General features: G+C 35.9%; 20 protein-coding genes. 9 read left to right on the plus strand and 11 right to left on the minus strand.

Features of this window, described 5'->3' with window-relative positions; genetic code table 11:
• The first annotated feature begins 77 nt into the window (after window positions 1-77).
• The 6 genes from GWK10_RS02895 to GWK10_RS02920 all read left to right on the plus strand — a co-directional run bounded on the left by GWK10_RS02895 (window position 78) and on the right by GWK10_RS02920 (window position 3,748).
• The gene (locus GWK10_RS02895; RefSeq protein ID WP_239540674.1) at window positions 78-635 is read left to right on the plus strand and encodes a hypothetical protein; all 558 of its coding nucleotides are present in this window, start codon (window positions 78-80) and stop codon (window positions 633-635) included.
• A gap of 6 nt (window positions 636-641) precedes the next feature.
• The gene (locus GWK10_RS02900; RefSeq protein WP_164029390.1) at window positions 642-1,010 is read left to right on the plus strand and encodes a cupin domain-containing protein; all 369 of its coding nucleotides are present in this window, start codon (window positions 642-644) and stop codon (window positions 1,008-1,010) included.
• 11 nt (window positions 1,011-1,021) lie between these two features.
• Window positions 1,022-1,855, plus strand: a complete 834-nt coding sequence (locus GWK10_RS02905) for an alpha/beta fold hydrolase (RefSeq protein WP_164029391.1) — start codon at window positions 1,022-1,024, stop codon at window positions 1,853-1,855.
• 14 nt (window positions 1,856-1,869) lie between these two features.
• The gene (gene rluF / locus GWK10_RS02910) at window positions 1,870-2,601 is read left to right on the plus strand and encodes a 23S rRNA pseudouridine(2604) synthase RluF (protein WP_164029392.1); all 732 of its coding nucleotides are present in this window, start codon (window positions 1,870-1,872) and stop codon (window positions 2,599-2,601) included.
• 87 nt (window positions 2,602-2,688) lie between these two features.
• Window positions 2,689-3,261: a hypothetical protein gene (locus tag GWK10_RS02915; RefSeq protein WP_164029393.1), complete on the plus strand. Its 573-nt coding sequence runs from the start codon at window positions 2,689-2,691 to the stop codon at window positions 3,259-3,261.
• Between the two features lie 61 nt (window positions 3,262-3,322).
• Window positions 3,323-3,748, plus strand: a complete 426-nt coding sequence (locus GWK10_RS02920; RefSeq protein WP_164029394.1) for a VOC family protein — start codon at window positions 3,323-3,325, stop codon at window positions 3,746-3,748.
• A 5-nt stretch (window positions 3,749-3,753) separates the two neighbouring features.
• Here the strand turns inward: GWK10_RS02920 and GWK10_RS02925 are convergent, their stop codons facing one another.
• The 9 genes from GWK10_RS02925 to GWK10_RS02960 all read right to left on the minus strand — a co-directional run bounded on the left by GWK10_RS02925 (window position 3,754) and on the right by GWK10_RS02960 (window position 13,902).
• Entirely contained in the window at window positions 3,754-5,421 is a 1,668-nt protein-coding gene (locus tag GWK10_RS02925) for a formate--tetrahydrofolate ligase (protein WP_164029395.1), read from the minus strand.
• A 33-nt stretch (window positions 5,422-5,454) separates the two neighbouring features.
• Window positions 5,455-5,949 (minus strand): DUF1648 domain-containing protein, encoded by a 495-nt coding sequence (locus tag GWK10_RS02930; RefSeq protein WP_164029396.1) that lies wholly within the window; start codon window positions 5,947-5,949, stop codon window positions 5,455-5,457.
• 12 nt (window positions 5,950-5,961) lie between these two features.
• Window positions 5,962-7,686: an alpha/beta hydrolase-fold protein gene (locus tag GWK10_RS02935; protein ID WP_164029397.1), complete on the minus strand. Its 1,725-nt coding sequence runs from the start codon at window positions 7,684-7,686 to the stop codon at window positions 5,962-5,964.
• Window positions 7,687-7,780: 94 nt separating this feature from the next.
• Window positions 7,781-8,671 carry a bifunctional 5,10-methylenetetrahydrofolate dehydrogenase/5,10-methenyltetrahydrofolate cyclohydrolase gene (locus GWK10_RS02940; protein WP_164029398.1) on the minus strand — a complete coding sequence of 297 codons (891 nt, stop codon included), beginning with the start codon at window positions 8,669-8,671 and terminating at the stop codon, window positions 7,781-7,783.
• Window positions 8,672-8,710: 39 nt separating this feature from the next.
• Window positions 8,711-9,073, minus strand: a complete 363-nt coding sequence (locus tag GWK10_RS02945) for a four helix bundle protein (protein ID WP_164029399.1) — start codon at window positions 9,071-9,073, stop codon at window positions 8,711-8,713.
• A 52-nt stretch (window positions 9,074-9,125) separates the two neighbouring features.
• Window positions 9,126-10,454 (minus strand): signal recognition particle protein, encoded by a 1,329-nt coding sequence (gene ffh / locus GWK10_RS02950; RefSeq protein WP_164029400.1) that lies wholly within the window; start codon window positions 10,452-10,454, stop codon window positions 9,126-9,128.
• Window positions 10,455-11,035: 581 nt separating this feature from the next.
• Window positions 11,036-11,890, minus strand: a complete 855-nt coding sequence (locus GWK10_RS02955) for a hypothetical protein (RefSeq protein ID WP_164029401.1) — start codon at window positions 11,888-11,890, stop codon at window positions 11,036-11,038.
• A gap of 279 nt (window positions 11,891-12,169) precedes the next feature.
• Window positions 12,170-12,295 carry a hypothetical protein gene (locus tag GWK10_RS18545; protein ID WP_262886635.1) on the minus strand — a complete coding sequence of 42 codons (126 nt, stop codon included), beginning with the start codon at window positions 12,293-12,295 and terminating at the stop codon, window positions 12,170-12,172.
• Window positions 12,296-12,390: 95 nt separating this feature from the next.
• Complete coding sequence (locus tag GWK10_RS02960; protein ID WP_164029402.1) at window positions 12,391-13,902, minus strand: hypothetical protein; 1,512 nt, start codon at window positions 13,900-13,902, stop codon at window positions 12,391-12,393.
• Between the two features lie 59 nt (window positions 13,903-13,961).
• Here GWK10_RS02960 and GWK10_RS02965 point away from each other — a divergent pair, with 59 nt between their 5' ends.
• The 3 genes from GWK10_RS02965 to GWK10_RS02975 all read left to right on the plus strand — a co-directional run bounded on the left by GWK10_RS02965 (window position 13,962) and on the right by GWK10_RS02975 (window position 18,125).
• Window positions 13,962-14,474 carry an RNA polymerase sigma factor gene (locus GWK10_RS02965; RefSeq protein WP_394351625.1) on the plus strand — a complete coding sequence of 171 codons (513 nt, stop codon included), beginning with the start codon at window positions 13,962-13,964 and terminating at the stop codon, window positions 14,472-14,474.
• Between the two features lie 158 nt (window positions 14,475-14,632).
• Complete coding sequence (locus tag GWK10_RS02970) at window positions 14,633-15,562, plus strand: FecR family protein (RefSeq protein ID WP_164029403.1); 930 nt, start codon at window positions 14,633-14,635, stop codon at window positions 15,560-15,562.
• A complete protein-coding gene (locus GWK10_RS02975) occupies window positions 15,543-18,125 on the plus strand; it encodes a TonB-dependent receptor (RefSeq protein ID WP_164029404.1) in 2,583 nt (860 codons plus the stop codon). Before GWK10_RS02970 ends, GWK10_RS02975 begins: the two co-directional genes overlap by 20 nt.
• Here GWK10_RS02975 and GWK10_RS02980 read toward each other — a convergent pair.
• Together GWK10_RS02980 and GWK10_RS02985 are read right to left on the minus strand one after the other, a co-directional pair.
• Window positions 18,122-18,388, minus strand: coding sequence for a transposase (locus GWK10_RS02980; protein WP_164029405.1), 267 nt, complete (start codon window positions 18,386-18,388; stop codon window positions 18,122-18,124). The two genes, GWK10_RS02975 and GWK10_RS02980, sit on opposite strands and share 4 nt — an antisense overlap.
• Before the next feature lie 180 nt (window positions 18,389-18,568).
• Window positions 18,569-18,826, minus strand: coding sequence for a hypothetical protein (locus GWK10_RS02985; protein ID WP_164029406.1), 258 nt, complete (start codon window positions 18,824-18,826; stop codon window positions 18,569-18,571).
• Window positions 18,827-18,871 lie beyond the last annotated feature (45 nt).

Here is an 18,871-nt window from a genome sequence, read left to right on the forward strand (position 1 = left end):
ATAACTTCTTCCAAAAATAATAGCTTTGCACTTTTAACGAAAGTTAAAACTAGAACTAGACTAAAAAACAGATTGACATGCAAGTAACATACAAAGCCTTTACTTTGTGTATGTGCCTATTATTGGCCTGTGGTTGTGCTAAAAAGGACACCACCTTTTTAATTTCTAAAGGAGCAATTGGTGCTTTAAAAAACACGAATAATGCATCCCAACTTGATTCCATTTTTGCAGCAGATTCTGTCGTAAAAAGAAGTAGTAAAGAAGATATCGTTTATACAGGCGGTGATTCATTTTTGATATATGAAAAGGGTGGAAAGCATCTATTTACTGCCACACCATCTTCAAAAGACACCCTGAAATTAATTGAGACAATTAGAATTATCGATTCGCGCTACAAAACAGACAAAGGACTTGGCCTAGAAAGTACGTTTAAAGATATTCGGGATAATTATACAATTTCAGGTATTCAAAATAGTATTAATTCTGTAGTGGTTTTTGTAAATGAAATTGATGCTTTTATTACTATAGATAAAAAAGAATTGCCAGCAAATTTGCGCTACGATTCTAATATTAAGATTGAAGCAGTACAGATACCAGATACCGCTAAATTCAAATATTTTATGTTAGGCTGGTAAATTGACATGAGCAAAAAATTCAACATACAAAAATCGCCTTTTGTTGTTCCAACAACAGATGGAAAAGTAATTGAAGAACATTGGGGCCTTGCTACCGATGGTAATGATCAGATCAGTATTGCTCATATGATAGCACCACCCGGGTGGAGTGAACCTTTTCAGAGTCCCGAATTTGATGAATATACCTATATCATTCGCGGAAAAAAACAGTTCATTATCGAAGAAGAAATCGTTGTTTTAGAAGCGGGTCAGTCAATAAAAATAGAAAAGGGAGCCCGCATTCAATATTCCAATCCATTTGATGCTGAATGCGAATATATTGCCATTTGTAAACCAGCTTTCTCGATGGGACGTGTGCATCGCGAAGAGGAGTAATACAACTGCTTATGATAAGAAACCTACTTATTCAATTTTATCGTACCTACTTAAATTCACTGGTCTATATTGCGCCAAAATTTGCAGCAAAAACCGCCATGAAGCTATACACTACTCCTAGAAGTGGAAAACTCACTAGAGAGCAGTCAGAATTCCTTTCATCGGCTACCCGACAGCAACATCAGCATGATGATCTAACACTATACAGTTATTTATGGCCTGGTAGAGAAAAAACGATTTTGTTGGCACACGGTTGGGAAAGTAACGCTGGGCGATGGGAAAACACCATTTTGAAACTTAAAGAAACAGGATATTCAATTGTCGCATTTGATGGTCCTGCTCATGGACAATCAAGCGGAACTCGATTTGATGGTATTTTATATGCTGAATGTATAAAAACAATTGTAGATTTTTATAAACCATCTACTATCATAGGACATTCGGTAGGCGGGATGAGTTCAATTTATTCCTATTACAAATACCAATTTCCGGCTTTAGAAAAGTTAATCTCTATTGCTGCTCCATCAGAGTTCACTCATTTAATGGATAATTACAAACGTATTATTGGGTTTAATGATCGAATGATGAATGCTATTTACACCTTTGTACACCATAAGTACAACTTTGACCCAAGGGAATTTTCATCTGCCAATTTTGCGGCTTCTTTTGAAATAAACACCATGGTAATTCACGATAAATACGATGATATTATTGCATACCAAGAGGGCGTAGCAATAGCTAGTAGTGTTACCAATGCGACCTTTATTACAACTGAAAATATGGGGCATTCCGTTAACACACCCGAGGTTGATAAGTATATCTATGATTTTGTGAAACCTGATTAGAGTATCTTTGCCAAATGCCAGAAGAAAAACAAATACGCATTAACAAATACCTTAGTGAGATTGGCTATTGTTCGCGTCGCGCTGCAGATAAATTGATCGACCAGGGACGCATTACTATTAATGATAAGATTCCTGAAATGGGAACAAAAGTAACTGAAGGCGATGTTGTAAAAGTTGATGGCAAACAAGTAGGAAAAGAAGATCAAGATAAAAAAGTATATCTCGCATTTAATAAGCCTATTGGTATTGTCTGTACAACGGACACCAGAGTGGAAAAAAATAATATCATCGACTACATTAACTATCCTACTCGCATTTTCCCGATAGGTCGGCTTGACAAACCCAGTGAAGGCCTTATTTTTTTAACCAATGATGGTGATATCGTCAACAAAATTCTTAGAGCGCGGAACAATCATGAGAAGGAATATATCGTATCCGTAGATCGACCTATTACTCATGATTTTATCAAAAAAATGGGAAATGGCGTGCCTATTCTCGATACAGTAACTCGTAAGTGTGAGGTAAGTCAAGTAAGCAAATTCGTTTTTAGAATCGTTCTTACCCAAGGATTAAATCGTCAAATTAGACGTATGGCCGAGCATTTAGGATATGGCGTCACCAAATTAAAGCGTATTCGCATCATGAATGTAAAACTAGATATGCCTGTAGGGAAATGGCGCGATCTAACAGATGCAGAGCTAAATGAAATAAATAGATTGGTTTCAGATAGTAGTAAAACCATCTAGGTACTTGTTAAGAATTTCATAATTGGCTTTCATTGGGTCACTATCATAATTATCTTTTACCTATACTAACCAACTTTTAAATAGGTAATGAGAACATTTCTATTTGTCATTTTTATTTTCATTTCTAGCAACATATATTGTCAAAATCTATACAACTTCGAACCTAGTGAACAATTTCCTTTTGGAAAATTGAACCCAAAAGCGCCTAAGCAATTGGCAGATTTCGAACCTCTAATTGGTAAATGCGAATGCTCATCAGAAAGTAGAAATCCAGATCAAACATGGGCTAAGCCAATAAAAATGACTTGGCAATTTAAATACATAATGAACGGAATGGCCATACAAGATGAGACCCTAAAGGAGGATGGGCGTCATTCCGGCAGCATTAGACAATTTAATAAGGATAGTTTGAAATGGTATGTACATTATTATTCATCAGGGTCAGCGGTTCCAATACTACCAGCTTGGGAGGGAACTAAAAAAGAAAATGGAAACATCATTTTATACAGAAAACAAAAAGCACCGAATGGCATGCATGGGTTTTATAGATTAACCTTTTACGCCATAAATGATAAAGGCTATAAGTGGATCGGTGAATGGGTAAATAAAGATGAAACAATCGTCTTTCCTACTTGGAAAATTAGTTGTGTTAAAATGTGAAGTATAGATTTATTGAACACATAATTATTCCGATCTTTGAGTAATCAAAAAAATAAAAAGCATGTCATCAATCACTCCCTTCCACGTTGCAATACCAGTTCATAATTTGTCAGAATGCAGAACTTTTTATCGAGAAACTTTAGGCTGCAAAGAGGGCAGAAATAGTGATCACTGGGTAGATTTTAATTTTTTCGGACATCAATTGGTAATTCATCACAAAGCACAAGATGAAACAGATAGTGCTGCTCATAATGACGTAGATGGCAAAGCCGTTCCTGTACCACATTATGGTGTTGTCTTACCATGGGATACGTTTCAATCGTTCTCAGCCGACTTACGATCAAAAAATATTGAGTTTATTATTGAACCATATATCCGATTTGAAGGTGAAGTTGGAGAGCAAGCTACCATGTTCTTTAAAGATCCTTCGGGAAATGCTTTAGAGTTTAAAGCATTCAAGGATATGGAACAGTTGTTTGCCAAATAAGCCATTCAGAACAAACCAGTAATATCGCCGTTCGCATCCATTTTGATATGATTTGCTGATGGTGTTGCTGGTAATCCCGGCATTCTTAAGATGTTTCCTGCAATGGGCACAATAAAGCCCGCGCCGGTGGCAATTTCAAATTCTCTTATATGAATGTCAAAGTTTTCTGGTCGACCAAGTCGCTTTTCGTCATCACTGAGGCTTTTCTGAGTTTTGGCAATACATACTGGTAAATTACCATAACCCATGGCTTCAAATTGCTTTAGTTGCCTATTCGCCTTATTACTTAAAATCACATTCTCAGCACCGTAAATTGTTCTACAAATCTTTTCCATTTTTGTACGGATGTCATCAGTTAGTTCGTAAGTTGGGCTAAATTTTTGAGTGCACCCTTCTACAGCCGCAGCAACTTTATTGGCAAGATCGACACAGCCTTTACCTCCTTCTGCCCAGCCATAACTCAAGGCGACTGGAATGTTATTTTTCTCGCAATAATCGAATAAAAACTTCTTTTCGGCATCTGTATCACTGCTAAAGGCATTAATAGAAACAACAATGGGTAATCTAAAACTTCGTAAACTGGATATGTGCCGTTCTAAATTTGGCAGGCCTTTTTCAAGAGCATCTACATCCTCATTGGTCAACTCTTTTATATTTTTCCCTCCGTGATATTTTAATGCTCTAATGGTCGCTACCAAGACAACTGCTTTAGGAGAAAGATTTGCCATTCTACATTTAATATTCAAGAACTTTTCTGCGCCTAGATCAGATCCAAAACCTGCTTCTGTGACTACGTAATCACTAAGACTTAACCCCATTTTTGTAGCGAGAATCGAGTTTGTTCCTTGAGCAATATTGGCAAAGGGCCCACCGTGAATAATAGCTGGATTACCTTCTAGGGTTTGCACTAAATTCGGTTTTATAGCGTCTTTAAGCAACACCGCCATCGCGCCTTGCGCATGCAAATCTTTTGCATAAACTGGTTTGCCCTCCCAAGTGTCTGCGACATAAATATTCCCACATTTTTCCTGAAGATCATTCATGTCTCTACAAAGGCAAAGCAAAGCCATAATCTCCGAAGCAGCTGTGATATTAAAACCAGTTTCTCTAGGAACACCACCCGATTTACCTCCAAGAGCAGCAACGATTTTTCGGAGTCCTCTGTCATTCATATCCATACATCGTTTCCAAATGACTGTACGCGGATCGATACCGATACTTTTGGTCTTACTCTGAATGTTGTTATCTATTAAAGCTGCTAACAGGTTATTCGCTTTTTCGATAGCATGAAAATCCCCGGTAAAATGTAGATTGATATCTACCATAGGAATTACCTGGCTATATCCGCCTCCAGCGGCACCTCCTTTGATACCAAAAACTGGACCTAAACTAGGTTCTCTAAGTACCGTAACAGTTTTCTTACCAATGTGACTTAGTGCGTCACCTAGTCCTATAGATGTGGTTGTTTTTCCTTCCCCAGCGGGTGTGGGGGTAATTGCTGTAACTAAAACTAAATTTCCATTGTTAACGGATTTCTCATCGATTAAATCTAACGGGAGTTTGGCTTTATCTGACCCATAATACTCTAGTTGGTCTTCTTGGATACTAAGTTTTGAAGCAATTTCCTTAATATGTTTTGGTTGGATGCTACTGGCAATTTGTAAGTCGGTCATATGGTGGATTTATGTGAACTAAGGTTGACGATTTTACTTCTTAGGAATTGAACGATATAGGAAATAAAAAATTGGAATAAATATTAAAACTAGAAAGGCAATTAAAAAATACGAGCCTAATCCGCTTTGCTTTCCGATTGCAACATTAATAGTGCTATAGGTTATATATGCAAATACTAGGGCAATCGAAGTATTTAAAAACCTGATAAGCTTAGTTGCATTTTGATATTGTTTCTTTGCATTTTCAGCAGTAATCTTTTGAGGATAGTTAAAAATGTGTGGATATTTATTCAACATAAATAAACCAAAAAACATTACAGTTCCTAGTATTGGTAATAACCAAATAGAACTTTTACTTCCAAAATCATCGGCAGTACCGTCGGCTCCAAAATGTGTTGGTATTTTTTCAGGAAGTTGATTGTAATAAACAATGGGTAAAACAAGTATAATTATTATGAAAGCTAATCCTAAAGTTTCAAGAAAAACATCAAGAACATCCTTTTCAATTTTAATTTTAGGTCTATCCATTTTTACACCTGTTTATTTATAACGCCAGCTAGTCAAATCAGCGTCCTTTGGTGCACTTTCAGCTATTCGTTTCATTATTTTAGGAACATACATACTGTTGTATCGCAGTCTAGAAATGGCATTGGGTTGATCTGGATCGCCATTCCAGCAGTGCTCATCGCCATCACCATAGGCAATTTCTCCATCGTAATGTGGATTGGTTGTATTCTCTAGGAAATCCTCCATTAAATACACCGCATTATTCAAATAGTAATTATCCATATCACCACAATAAATATGGATTTTCCCTTTTAATTTCTCTCCTAACTTATCCCAGTCTCGTTCCATAATATGGCGTAGGTCATAATTTTCTTTCCAGAATTCAGCTACCTCATGATCGATATCACCTGTGTATTTATCCCATATTCGTTTTGGGTATCCGTCTTCATCCTGAGGTGAATAGGTCGCCTCCCATATATCCCATTGCTGCCCACTTCTTGACTCATTTCCTAAAACAAGTTCTAGGTGATTTGCCTCGCGTACCGTTGCGTCAATCTGCCCTAAATAATCACGATGCATAGGAACTTCTATTTTCTTATGCTCGCTTTTGTAGTAGTAGGCATTTTCATCTTCATAAATATTAGCTAAGCAATAGGCTCTGAAATCAATTGGGTCCGGGCATGCCGCAAAACATCCATTGTACTCATCTGGATATTTCACTTGAACAGCTAATGCTTCCCAACCACCAGTTGAGCCACCATATAAAAAACGAGACCAACCCTCTCCTATCCCCCTAAATTGCCTCTCTATTTCCGGGATTAGTTCATGAGTAATTGCATCTCCATAAGGACCTTGACTAGCAGAATTTACCGCATAACTATCGTCGTAATATGGTGTGGGGTGTTGAATTTCAATAATTAGAAAACGAGGAAAATCAGGTTCGTTCCATCGTTTATAAAAGTCATAGGCTTCTTGTTGTTGTGTAATATTGTATCCATCTAATTTGAAGCGATCGGAGTACTCCGGCTTTAAATTAGGATCTGGAGGTGTTGTACGAAATCCGCCAAAATTGGAAGGAAAATGCCCGTGAAATACCATTAATGGATACTTCGCTTCGGAATGCTCATTAAATCCTTTAGGAAGCAATACATGAGCTCCTAAATAAATATCTCTTCCCCAAAATTTCGAGAGCTTTTCGGACTTTACCTTAATGTGTTTGATCCACTCTGTATCCTCAGGTTCTTCGATTTCTGGGATCATTTGATCCATCACAATCTCAATTGGTTGCGAGTTTTTCGGATCAATATTAATTTTGATTGGTTTACTATAGATGTTTCCTGGTGATCTATTCCATTGTTGTCCTTCGCCATTATCCATTGGCAGTTTTACTGTATGTCCTGTCGACAGATTAAAAGTTTCATAAGTATGTAACAAAGCCTGCACATTATATTCACCTGGCTTTATGTCTTTCAAACTTTCGATTGGAAACCCGAAAATATCCTGATCGAAACTGCTAGCTACATTTGGTTCCCAACCCTCAACATTCTTTCCGTAAATGAGTTGTGTATTTAAACCTGTAGAAATTTGAAAACGGGGTTCTTTTTCATCATTCGTAGATAGCATCAATAACAATCTACCATCTTTGGCATCTTTACTTATTGCATCTGAAAAAGACACATTTATTTGAAGTCCACTTTCTTCTTTTTTACAACTAGTAAAAAGAACGAGTGATACTACTACTATTCTTAACAATCGCATTTTGGTTGGTTTTTGATAGCCTTAAGATACTCATTTTCTTTTTCCTTTTGAACAACAAAAAACCCGAAGCAGATACTTCGGGTTTTGTGATTGTTTATTTTGATTTAAGGGATCTGTGCCGTTCTCTTGCGAGCAATGTGTTTTTCAATAACATGGCAATAGTCATTGGCCCCACTCCGCCAGGAACTGGAGTTATATAACTAGCTTTTTTACTAACATTCTCAAAATCGACATCACCGGTGATATAGTAACCTCGTTCTCTTGTTTCATCAGGGACTCTTGTGATACCCACATCGATAATGACTACATCATCTTTTACCATTTCGGCTTTTAGGAATCCTGGAACTCCTAAAGCTGAAATAATAATATCAGCTTGACTAGTGATTTGTGTAATGTTTTTTGTTCGACTGTGTGTCAATGTTACTGTAGAGTTTCCAGGAAATCCTTTTCTACCCATTAATATACTCATAGGTCTGCCCACAATATGACTACGCCCGATTACGACTGTATGTTTTCCCGAGGTTTCAACATTATAACGCTCTAATAATTCCAGAATACCAAATGGTGTCGCTGGAATAAATGTACTCATATCTAATGCCATTTTACCAAAATTCATTGGATGAAATCCGTCAACGTCCTTGTCAGGATCGACCGCCATTAGTACTTTTTGAGTGTCAATTTGTGGAGGAAGTGGGAGTTGGATAATGAATCCATCGATATCGTCGTTATCATTAAGTTCTTGGATTTTCTTCAATAACTCAATCTCAGAAGTTGTATTAGGCAACTTCACTAAAGTAGACTCGAAACCAAGACGCTCACATGCTCTTACTTTACTTCCTACATAGGTTAAACTAGCGCCATCATTTCCCACTAAAACTGCAGCTAAGTGAGGAACTTTTTCACCACGTTCTTTCATTTTATCAACCTCAACCTTGATTTCGGCCTTGATATCATTACTTGTCTTCTTTCCGTCTAAAATTGTCATCTTTTAAAAGTCTTCAGTTGGCAGTCTTCAGTCCGCAGTTTACAAACCAAACTTACCCGGATTATTAATCATAAAATTCAGAAGTTTTCCCACTTCTAAACTCAGATTATCAAATTTCTTTTTCTCTTTACTAGAAATATATTCACAGGCAAGAGCAAACTCTAGCCATAATTGTGTTTCAGTATTTTCACTATCAGCATCAGAAAGTTTACTTTTCCAATGCTTCTCATATTGTCGTTTTCGATAAGCTTCGGCAATTGCTGCACAAACAGATCGGGATGATCTTCTTATTTGACTTGTTAAGTCATATTTTTCTTCAGCTGGAAATTCTTTCGATTTATGAAAGAGGTCCATTGCCAATTCAAATGCATTTTGATATGCTACTAAGGTTTTAAATCCCATAGCTACCAAATTTTAAATCTTCACTGTTAACTGGAGACTGCCAACTGAAGACTTATTTCATTCCCTGCATCATTTGCATCATCTTACGGCCGCCCCCACCTTGCATCATTTTCATCATTTTACTCATTTGGTTGAATTGCTTTAATAATTGATTCACCTCCTGAATTGTTCTACCAGAACCTTTTGCGATCCTCTTTTTTCTACTAGCATCAAGTAAAGCAGGTTTTGTACGTTCAGCTGGGGTCATTGAGTGAATGATGGCTTCGACATGTTTGAAAGCATCATCATCAATATCAACATCTTTTAAAGCTTTACCTGCACCTGGAATCATACCCATCAAGTCCTTCATGTTACCCATTTTCTTGACTTGATTAATTTGCTTTAAGAAATCATCAAATCCGAATTGGTTTTTGGCTATCTTCTTTTGAAGTTTTCTCGCTTCTTCTTCATCAAACTGCTCTTGCGCACGTTCAACAAGGGAAACAACATCTCCCATTCCCAAAATACGATCGGCCATACGATCTGGATAGAATACATCGATCGCTTCCATTTTTTCACCTGTACCAATAAACTTAATTGGTTTATTAACTACAGATTTTATGGATAATGCAGCACCACCTCTAGTATCACCATCTAGCTTGGTTAAGACGACACCATCAAAATTTAGAATATCGTTAAAGGTCTTTGCCGTATTCACTGCATCTTGACCCGTCATAGAATCAACAACGAACAATGTTTCTTGAGGCTGAATAGCTTTATGAATGTTTGATATTTCATTCATCATCTCCTCATCAACAGCCAAGCGACCCGCGGTATCGACGATAACTATATTATGACCATTGCTTTTTGCATGCTTAATCGCGTTTTGTGAAATAGCAACAGGATCTTGATTTCCTTCTTCTGAATATACTTCAACTCCGATTTGCTCTCCAACTACATGCAACTGATTGATTGCCGCTGGACGGTATATATCACAAGCAACCAATAATGGTTTTTTGGTCTTTTTAGTTTTAAGATAGTTAGCCAGTTTACCGGAAAAAGTTGTCTTACCCGATCCTTGCAAACCTGACATTAAAATAACAGTTGGTGTACCAGATAAGTTAATACCTTCTGCATCACCACCCATTAATTGAGTTAACTCATCTTTTACGATCTTAACCATTAACTGTCCTGGTTGAAGGGTAGTTAATACATTTTGACCTAAGGCTTTTTCTTTTACAGTTGTCGTAAACTGTTTTGCAATTTTGAAATTGACATCAGCATCCAACAATGCTCTTCTAACTTCTTTAAGAGTTTCTGCTACATTGACCTCGGTGATGCTTCCATGTCCTTTTAATACATGTAAAGCCTTATCTAATTTATCTGAAAGATTGTTGAACATATCTGTACTGATTCAATTTTATAGAAAGCTGCAAAGTTAATCAGTTAATTTGAAAATTAGGGGATTTGATGATTTGAAAATGTAATATCTGAAACAGAATTGTACATTGATATTGCTTTAAACAAAATTATGCGTAGAATCTCTACGATCGTACCTCAATAGGGACCACTTGGCTCTTATTATTTCACAAACGAAGTGTAATCAAATAATAAGATCTCAGTGAAATGAAAAAGGCTGCATCTCCGAAGAAATACAACCTTTTTTCCCAACCAAAAACCTAATGTAAATTGTTCATATAAAACTGATCAAACATCACTAAAATCAGTTTCTGTATTTTTTTAAACTTAGCCAATTAAAAGGGGCATTTTTAATTGGTGTTTGTTCTTGTTTGTTTACATATATAAAACAACTACAGCACCAAATACCCTACCCTATTTTTTTACTTTTTTCGAAATTCTTTTGTTCTCGGGAACAATCATAATTTTTAACAAAAAATCCTGACAATAATCGTCAGGATTCATTTTATAATTACAATTAGTTTATTTCGGGTAGTTTATAATTAAACAATCTAAATCGTCTTGCTATAGACAGCCTCCTATAATATCTCCGTGTCGCAAGTGTGCTGCCAATGTACTTATTTCAACAATGCGTTCTGTTCGTCCGTTAGCACCAACATGGCATACGTTTACAGTACCAACTGGCTCTGCTATCAGTCGTACTTGATATTGATCACTTATTAGCTTAATCTCACTTGTCAACTGATCATTATCTATAATACTTATAGTTTTATCCTCAAATTCCGACCGTATCGAAATGGGATATTCAATTTCCAACACATCAGATTGTAACATATTTGTAAGTAGATTCATCATGTCTCGGTTATTCCTAACCAAGATCATTCCTCTTTCTCTAGAAATAGTATTAAAAAAGGCAAAACTTACTGGATAAATTACAGTGGCGCCACTAACCGCATTATAGTCAGGCTTATTTTTGTATTCCTCTTTTACAGTAACTAATTGCTCTTCATTCTCAATTGTTTTGACTGAAAAATCGTTAAAGCGCATGTCTATAGGGTAATCAAAAAACACTTTATCATCATCTTCGATTGAATACTCAGCAACAATCTCTGCAATTTTAAGGCCCTTTCTATTTTCAACAGTGAATGTTTGTCCATTCATCGATACTTTGACAGGAAATATAACCTTTGCCTGCGACAAGGAGTCTAGCACATCATCCCTGCTACCATTTATTGTGGTAATCTTTAAAATATTATTTACAAGAGGATCATTCTTAGTAATTGCCTCTTCAGAGATCGTATATCCTTCTTCAGGCATATTCGTCTCATCGGGCCCATCACTATCAGCTTGACAACTGCTAAAAAGCAAAATTGCTGGCAATAGGAAGATTAATGCTTTAAGGGGGGTATTACATTTCATAATATTATGCTTTTAATTATAGTATTAAAAACACTAGTTTGGCATAGTCTATCTACTATTAAACAATTTGGTTGTACTTAACCCTACCTTATATCGATAAAGTGTAAAGTGTCGTATGTCTAGCGATAGATTTAATATTCATATTAGGCACATGAAAAAGGCTGCATTTCCTAAGAAATACAACCTTTTTTTCCAACCAAAAACCTAATGTAAATTGTGTGTATTAATCCAATCTAGATTGTTGGATTAATAGCTTTCTTGTAAAACTTATTTTTGAAATTATGCAACGGTAGTTGCAACTAACAATCCTACGATTGTTATCATGGTAAGTGCAATTCCACTTAGCATAAAGTTAGATTCTTGACGTAATTTTCGGGGGCTTAATAATCGTGTTTGTGCTTTCATGCTTATAAGACAATTATAAACATAAAAACCCTACCTCTTTTTCTAATAAAAAAAGCGCAAAAATAAATAACTCATTTGAAATCAGTAATTTATAATTACAATTTATCAAAAACCAAGGTAGCTTCTAAGGTACCCGCATTAAAAAGTTCTAGGGTTATTTGATCATCATTATAATTAAGTACCTGCCAGCTTGTGGCTATTTGTGTAAAGGGAGGTATATCTTCAAACGTCATCGCTAATGACAAATCAAACTGATCGCGTATAGTAACTTGCCAGGTGCCTTCTACCCCAGCATTATTTATTGCAGCACGAAGTTCACCATTTGAGCTAAACGTAAAAACACGTTGATTGAAAAGGATAGTTTGATCGCCACTAGCTGCAGTGGTATAATTACTAACCTGCCAACCTGCACTAGCAAATAATGTATTCAATTCGGGAGGAGTAGTAGCTCGGACTCTTCGTAATGTCAAAAATTGATCTCTAAATCTGATATCAAATTCTAAGTCGTTTAACTGTATAAGATCCCAATCTCGATCAAATACACCGTTTAAAGTGGTATCGTTAAAATCAAGGTCCAATTCTAGCGAACTGTAATCTCGTTCTAAGCTCCAGTTTCCTGAACTATTTGTTCCTCCATTATCAACTTGTAAGGTACCATCCGTATTAAAGGTCACATTATTGGTCGAAAACTCTACAGTACGATCATTGGTTCCTTCTATATAACTCTTAATAACGAAGTCGTCTGCATCAAGTAATGCTCTAAAGGCGGAATCATCTAAAATAAGCCCATCGGGTGTAAAACAATCATCAGCTGCAATTGCTTCTAATAACGTTTCTAGCTCAGTACCATTAGCAACATCTCGCATTTCGCCATCTTCTAAAGTAACCTCTACCGGGTATAATAAACTAGCTATTTCCTGTTGGTTTAATTCTAAACCTTCATTGTCAGCAGCCAAAGCAACCATGAAATCGAATAACTGTTTATCAGTTTCTAGTCTAAAATTATCAGAAGTTTGTTTTGCCTGATCAAAAGTGATCATAAATAAAGGATAGGTGAAATCAAGACAAGTAAGCGCTCCCAATTGAAAATCTCGTTCACATTCTTGGATTAGCGCATCGAAATCTGCCTCGCTCGCAATGGTGTCTATCGTATGATCATCGTTTAAAAATGAAATTGGATACGTAAATGTCACAAAATCATAATCAGCTGTACTACGATCAAAAATGGCTTGAACCTGGCTTATTCCATCATCTGATGTTAAGGTTAATTGTTCTCCATTTACAGTCACTGTAACGGGATATACTAACTCACCACAATTATAATCGTCGATTAAGTTATCAACTCGACCATCGTTTGCAGAAGTATTTTTAATGAAAGTAAAAAGATCCGAATCTACCGTAATAGTTTCTAAACTAATAACTGGTCGCTCTTCTATATCCGGTATATCTTCTTGACAACCAATTAAAAACAAAAAAATCGCACCTATTGTATATATACCAAATTTTGAGGGATTAATCATAAAATAAGATGTCACTATACTATTTGATTTAGTGCCTAAATTACCACCTTTATTTTCTATTTTAAAAATTGTTTTCTCTAAATGCACTCAAAAACGTTAATTTTGGCTAGATTTAAATATAATTTCTACAATAAATACGATTTATTTTGAGTGAGGTAGTTATCCCTAATGTATGTGAAGAGGCTGTTTTTGGAAATATTTATATGACGAACTCAAAAGCCATATACCGATACATATATTATAAGTGTGGTGATGAAGACAAAGCCAACGATGTAGCCCAAGAATCTTTTCTAAAGCTTTGGGAAAACTGTAAAAAGGTTGCAAGCGATAAAGCAAAGGCTTTTTTGTATCGGGTTGCCAACAATTTGTTCTTGAATGATGTTAAATCGAAGAAGATTGCTTTAAAATATGCCAAGCAAAGTGAGAATGTTGATAACGAATCACCTGAGTATGTTTTAGAAGAAAAAGAATATAAAGATAAATTAGAGCGGGCACTAGCTAGATTAACGGAAGCTGAGCGCACCGCTTTTTTAATGAATAGAATTGACGGCAAAAAATATAAAGAAATTGCCGAAATGCTTGATATATCAGTAAAAGCAGTAGAAAAAAGGATTCATAAAGCCCTCCAAAAATTGCGAGAAACTATAGATGGAATCTAGTTTTTTAAAATTTTTTAATTTTTTTTCGAAAAAGAGGTAGGGTAAACTTAAAACAAGTTGTTATATGTATGTAGCACCAGATTATTTCGAGTTTGCGACGAGATTTAAAAGTGTTATATAGTTTGCAAAACAAGTTTAAAGTTTAAGAAATTTTTACCATGAAAGATAATTTTTTAGCAAAATGGCTAAATGATGAGTTAGAAAGCTCAGAGCTTCAGGAGTTACAAAAAACTCCAGAGTTCGAGTCGTATAATAAGATCATTAGTACATTAGATAAGTTGGAAGCCCCAGCCTTTGATGAAAAGGCGGCATTTGCTTCTTTTAAGTCCAACTATCTTGCTACACCCCAGATTAAAGAAGAAAAAGAAACCAAAGTCATTAAAATGAATGTTTGGAAACCAATTTTACGCATAGCAGCTGTGGTTGTGCTTGCTGTAGGTTTCTACACATATTTTAATACACTTGATACTTCAGTAGCTACAGATTTAGCTCAAATGTCGGAAATTACACTTCCTGATAATTCTGAAGTAATAGTGAATGCCGGTTCTGAAATTTCTTTCAACAAAAACAGTTGGAATGAAAACAGAGAAGTAAACCTTAAAGGTGAGGCATTCTTTAAAGTTGCAAAAGGACAAAAATTTGACGTAGTCACTACTGATGGTATTGTATCAGTATTAGGTACGCAATTTAATGTAAATAACCGCGAAGGACTATTCCAAGTAACATGTTACGAAGGTTTAGTAAGTGTAGCGCATAAAGGTCAGGTAACAAAATTACCTGCAGGAACTGCCTTTACCGTATTAAATGGTGAAGTAGTTTCTAAAGAGTCGCCTACAACTCAAGTTCCTTCATGGACAATTAATGAAAGTTCTTTCAAGAGTATGCCGTTAGGTATTGTAATTGCAGAGCTTGAAAGACAGCATAATGTCGTTATTGAAACTCAAAATTTAGACTTGAATAAGAATTTCACAGGAAATTTTAGTAATAACGACGTAAATTTAGCTTTGAAGAGCATCAGTATTCCTTTAAATCTTATATTTGATATTCAAGATAAGAAGGTAATATTATATGCAGAAAATAATAAGTAGGAGTTGGCACCTATTAATACTCCTCTTTTTATTACATAATTTTCAGGTAAGTTTTTCGCAAGACTTAAAACAAAACAACAAATTGCTGCTCGTTGAGGTACTTCCTCAAATAGAGCAGCAATTTTCTGTTACATTTACTTACGTAGATGAAACACTTGATAATGTTTATGTTAGGGCTTTTGACGTAAAAAAAACCTACTTAAGTAAACTTCTCCAAAACATTTCGAGCCAAACACAACTTGTGTTTAACGAGCTTACAAAAGGCAACTATGCTATTAGTGAAAATCCAGAATTAACTGTCTGTGCAACGATCATCGATGCAGAAAATGACGACCGTATTTTTGGTGCTACTATCGTAGTCGTAAACAAAAGCCAGGGAGCATTAAGTATTGAAGATGGTAGTTTTAAACTTTCAGAAATAAAGCGAACGGACTCTTTAGAGGTTCGCTATCTTGGGTATAAATCTGTTGGGGTATACGCAAAAGACCTACTCGACCTTACCAATTGCCCTCTTATTAAGTTAGAAAGAAAGTACGAAACCCTTAACGAAGTAGTCTTAACCGAGTTCTTAACTGTTGGTATTCAAAAGCAAAAGGATGGCGTAATTAGCATGTCTCCTGATGATTTTGGAATTTTACCTGGTCTTGCAGAACCAGATGTGCTTCAGACCATACAGGCATTGCCAGGAGTAAAAAGTATTGACGAAACCATTTCGGACATCAATATTCGCGGCGGTACAAATGATCAAAATTTAGTTTTATGGGATGATATTAGAATGTTTCAACTAGGACATTTCTTCGGTTTAATATCGGCATTCAACCCCTATGTTACTAATAACATTGCAGTCATTAAAAATGGAACCAATGCACAGTATGGTGATGGCGTAAGTAGTGTCATAAAAATGGAAACCGACAATGACGTTAAGGAAGAATTTAGTGGCGGTGGAGGTATAAATTTTATTGGTGCTGATGCGTATGCTAACCTTCCTATAAGAGAAGGGCTTTCTGCACAGGTTTCTGCACGAAGATCGGCAACCGATTTCTTACGATCACCGACCTATGATCAATATTTCACTAGAGCTTTTCAAGATTCGAAAATCACCGACCTCACTACAAATGAAGATGTTGAAGATATAGAAGGTGAAGAAACTTTTTTCTTTTATGATCTATCAGCAAAAATATTATATGATCTTGATGATAAACATTCGTTTAGAGCTAGCTTTATTAATATTGCAAATAAACTTACCTATGTAGAACGGGCTGAAGTAACAGGAAACCCGTTTGACGAAGAAAAAGAAAGTTCTCTCGATCAAAAGAGTTTAGCCTTTGGAGGAAATTGGACTGCAAAATGGACTGACCGACTCACCACTACCCTTTCGGGTTACTACACAAACTACGATCTTGATGCGCTCAATTTTACACTATTTTCTGATCAACGTCTACTTCAATTAAATGAGGTACTTGAAACAGGAACCAAGTTAGTAGCTACCTATGATCTTCAAGGAGAGCGCGTCTACTTATCAGGAGGATATCACTTTTCAGAAATTGGAGTAACCAATATAACTGATATTAATATTCCTAGTTTTAACGAAACTCGAAAAGATGTTTTGAGAAATCATGCTGTTTTTGGTGAATACAATTTTTCATCTGAAACTGGAGATCTAGCTGCACGTCTTGGACTTCGAGCAAATTATTTTTCCAATTTCGAAAAATTGGTAATCGAACCACGTCTTAATGTTGTATACAAGTTTTCTCCGGAAATAACTGGAGAGCTTCGTGCAGAAATGAAAAGTCAGACAGCAACACAGGAAATTGACCTTCAGGATAATTTTTTAGGAGTTGAGAAACGCCGCTGGGAGCTATCTAACGATGGTAGTAGACCCATAACGCAAAGCAAGCAAGCGTCAACTGAATTTAGTTATAACAAGAATAATTGGCTTGTGTCCCTAAGTGCTTTTTACAAAGATGTTACAGGAATCACCACCTCAAACCAAGGCTTTCAAAACCAAAATCAGTTTGCCCGTTTCGAAGGTGGTTACAGCCTCTCGGGAGTTGAATTCTTATTAAATAAAAAAGCAGCCAATTTTAGTGCTTGGTTAGGTTATAGTTATAATGTAAATAATTATGAATTTACCGATCTCGATCCTGGTGAATTTAGAAATAACCTCGATGTGCGACATGCAGTTACCGTAGCAGCTACTTATACTTGGCAAAAAATCCGGTTTGCACTTGGGACTAATTGGCGAACAGGTAGGCCTTATACCTTACCGCTACCAGGAAATGAAATAAATGAAAGCGGGTTAATCAACACCATTAATTATGATGTCCCCAATGGTGCCAATCTCGATGATTATTGGAGAACAGATTTTTCGGCCAACTACAAGTTTAATGTTAACGACCGATTAAGAGCTACTGTAGGAGCAGCTTTATTAAATATTTTTGACAGACGCAATACCTTAAACATATATTATCGACTTGACACACCTCAATCAGATAACGTTCAAGAAGTAGAGCAAAAGTCTTTAGGTATTACTCCAAACGTAAGTTTCCGCTTAAATTTCTAGTGTATTTTAAAAGGATAGTTATTGGCCGTATGTATCATTTCGATACGCCCATCTTCCTTGATCCAATTTAAAATCGTCCCACTTTTTTTAATTCCGTATTTACGCTGTAGCTTTTCGATACTTAAAAACCCATTCTGATATTCCTGAATGACTCTGTTTTTAAATGCCTGGCTGTAAATACGTGAGCCTTTTGATTTTTTTGTAAGCATGTTGCGTTGTGTCATTGTTGTTTGCATGAGTGCAATACTCAAGCATGTTGTCATGTTGTTGTATTAGGAAATAGGTTTGGGAGAGAACGAAAACTAAAGGTCTTCAACTATATAACAATTCGTCCAAGAAAAACCCTACCTAGTTCTTTTGTAAAATGCAAAAACCCCGCCACAAAGTGACGAGGTCTCCCAGTTTGACAAACCTATAAAAATGGGTTTGTTCAAGGTGTTTCCTTATGAATATTGCAATTTGTGCTTATTTAAGGCTATTTGCGTTTCTAGTTTATTTAAATATTGTTTTCTGTTCGAAACAGAACTTTTGTTAGTATAATGACCAATCCAGCTCAATATCTCATGACAGGTGTCTATACCATATTTATTTCGAAGTCCTTCGATACTTAGCAAGCCTTGCTCGTACTCTTTAGTCACCAACTGCTTAAAAGTTTCGCTGTATAAAGTAACTTTTTGAATATTTTTTGGTCTTGCTTTCATTGATAAGATTGTTATAAATACTAACTTTTTGTGCTAGTACATATA

It is taken from the genome of Spongiivirga citrea, assembly GCF_010671565.1.
Taxonomy (GTDB): Bacteria; Bacteroidota; Bacteroidia; order Flavobacteriales; family Flavobacteriaceae; genus Spongiivirga; species Spongiivirga citrea.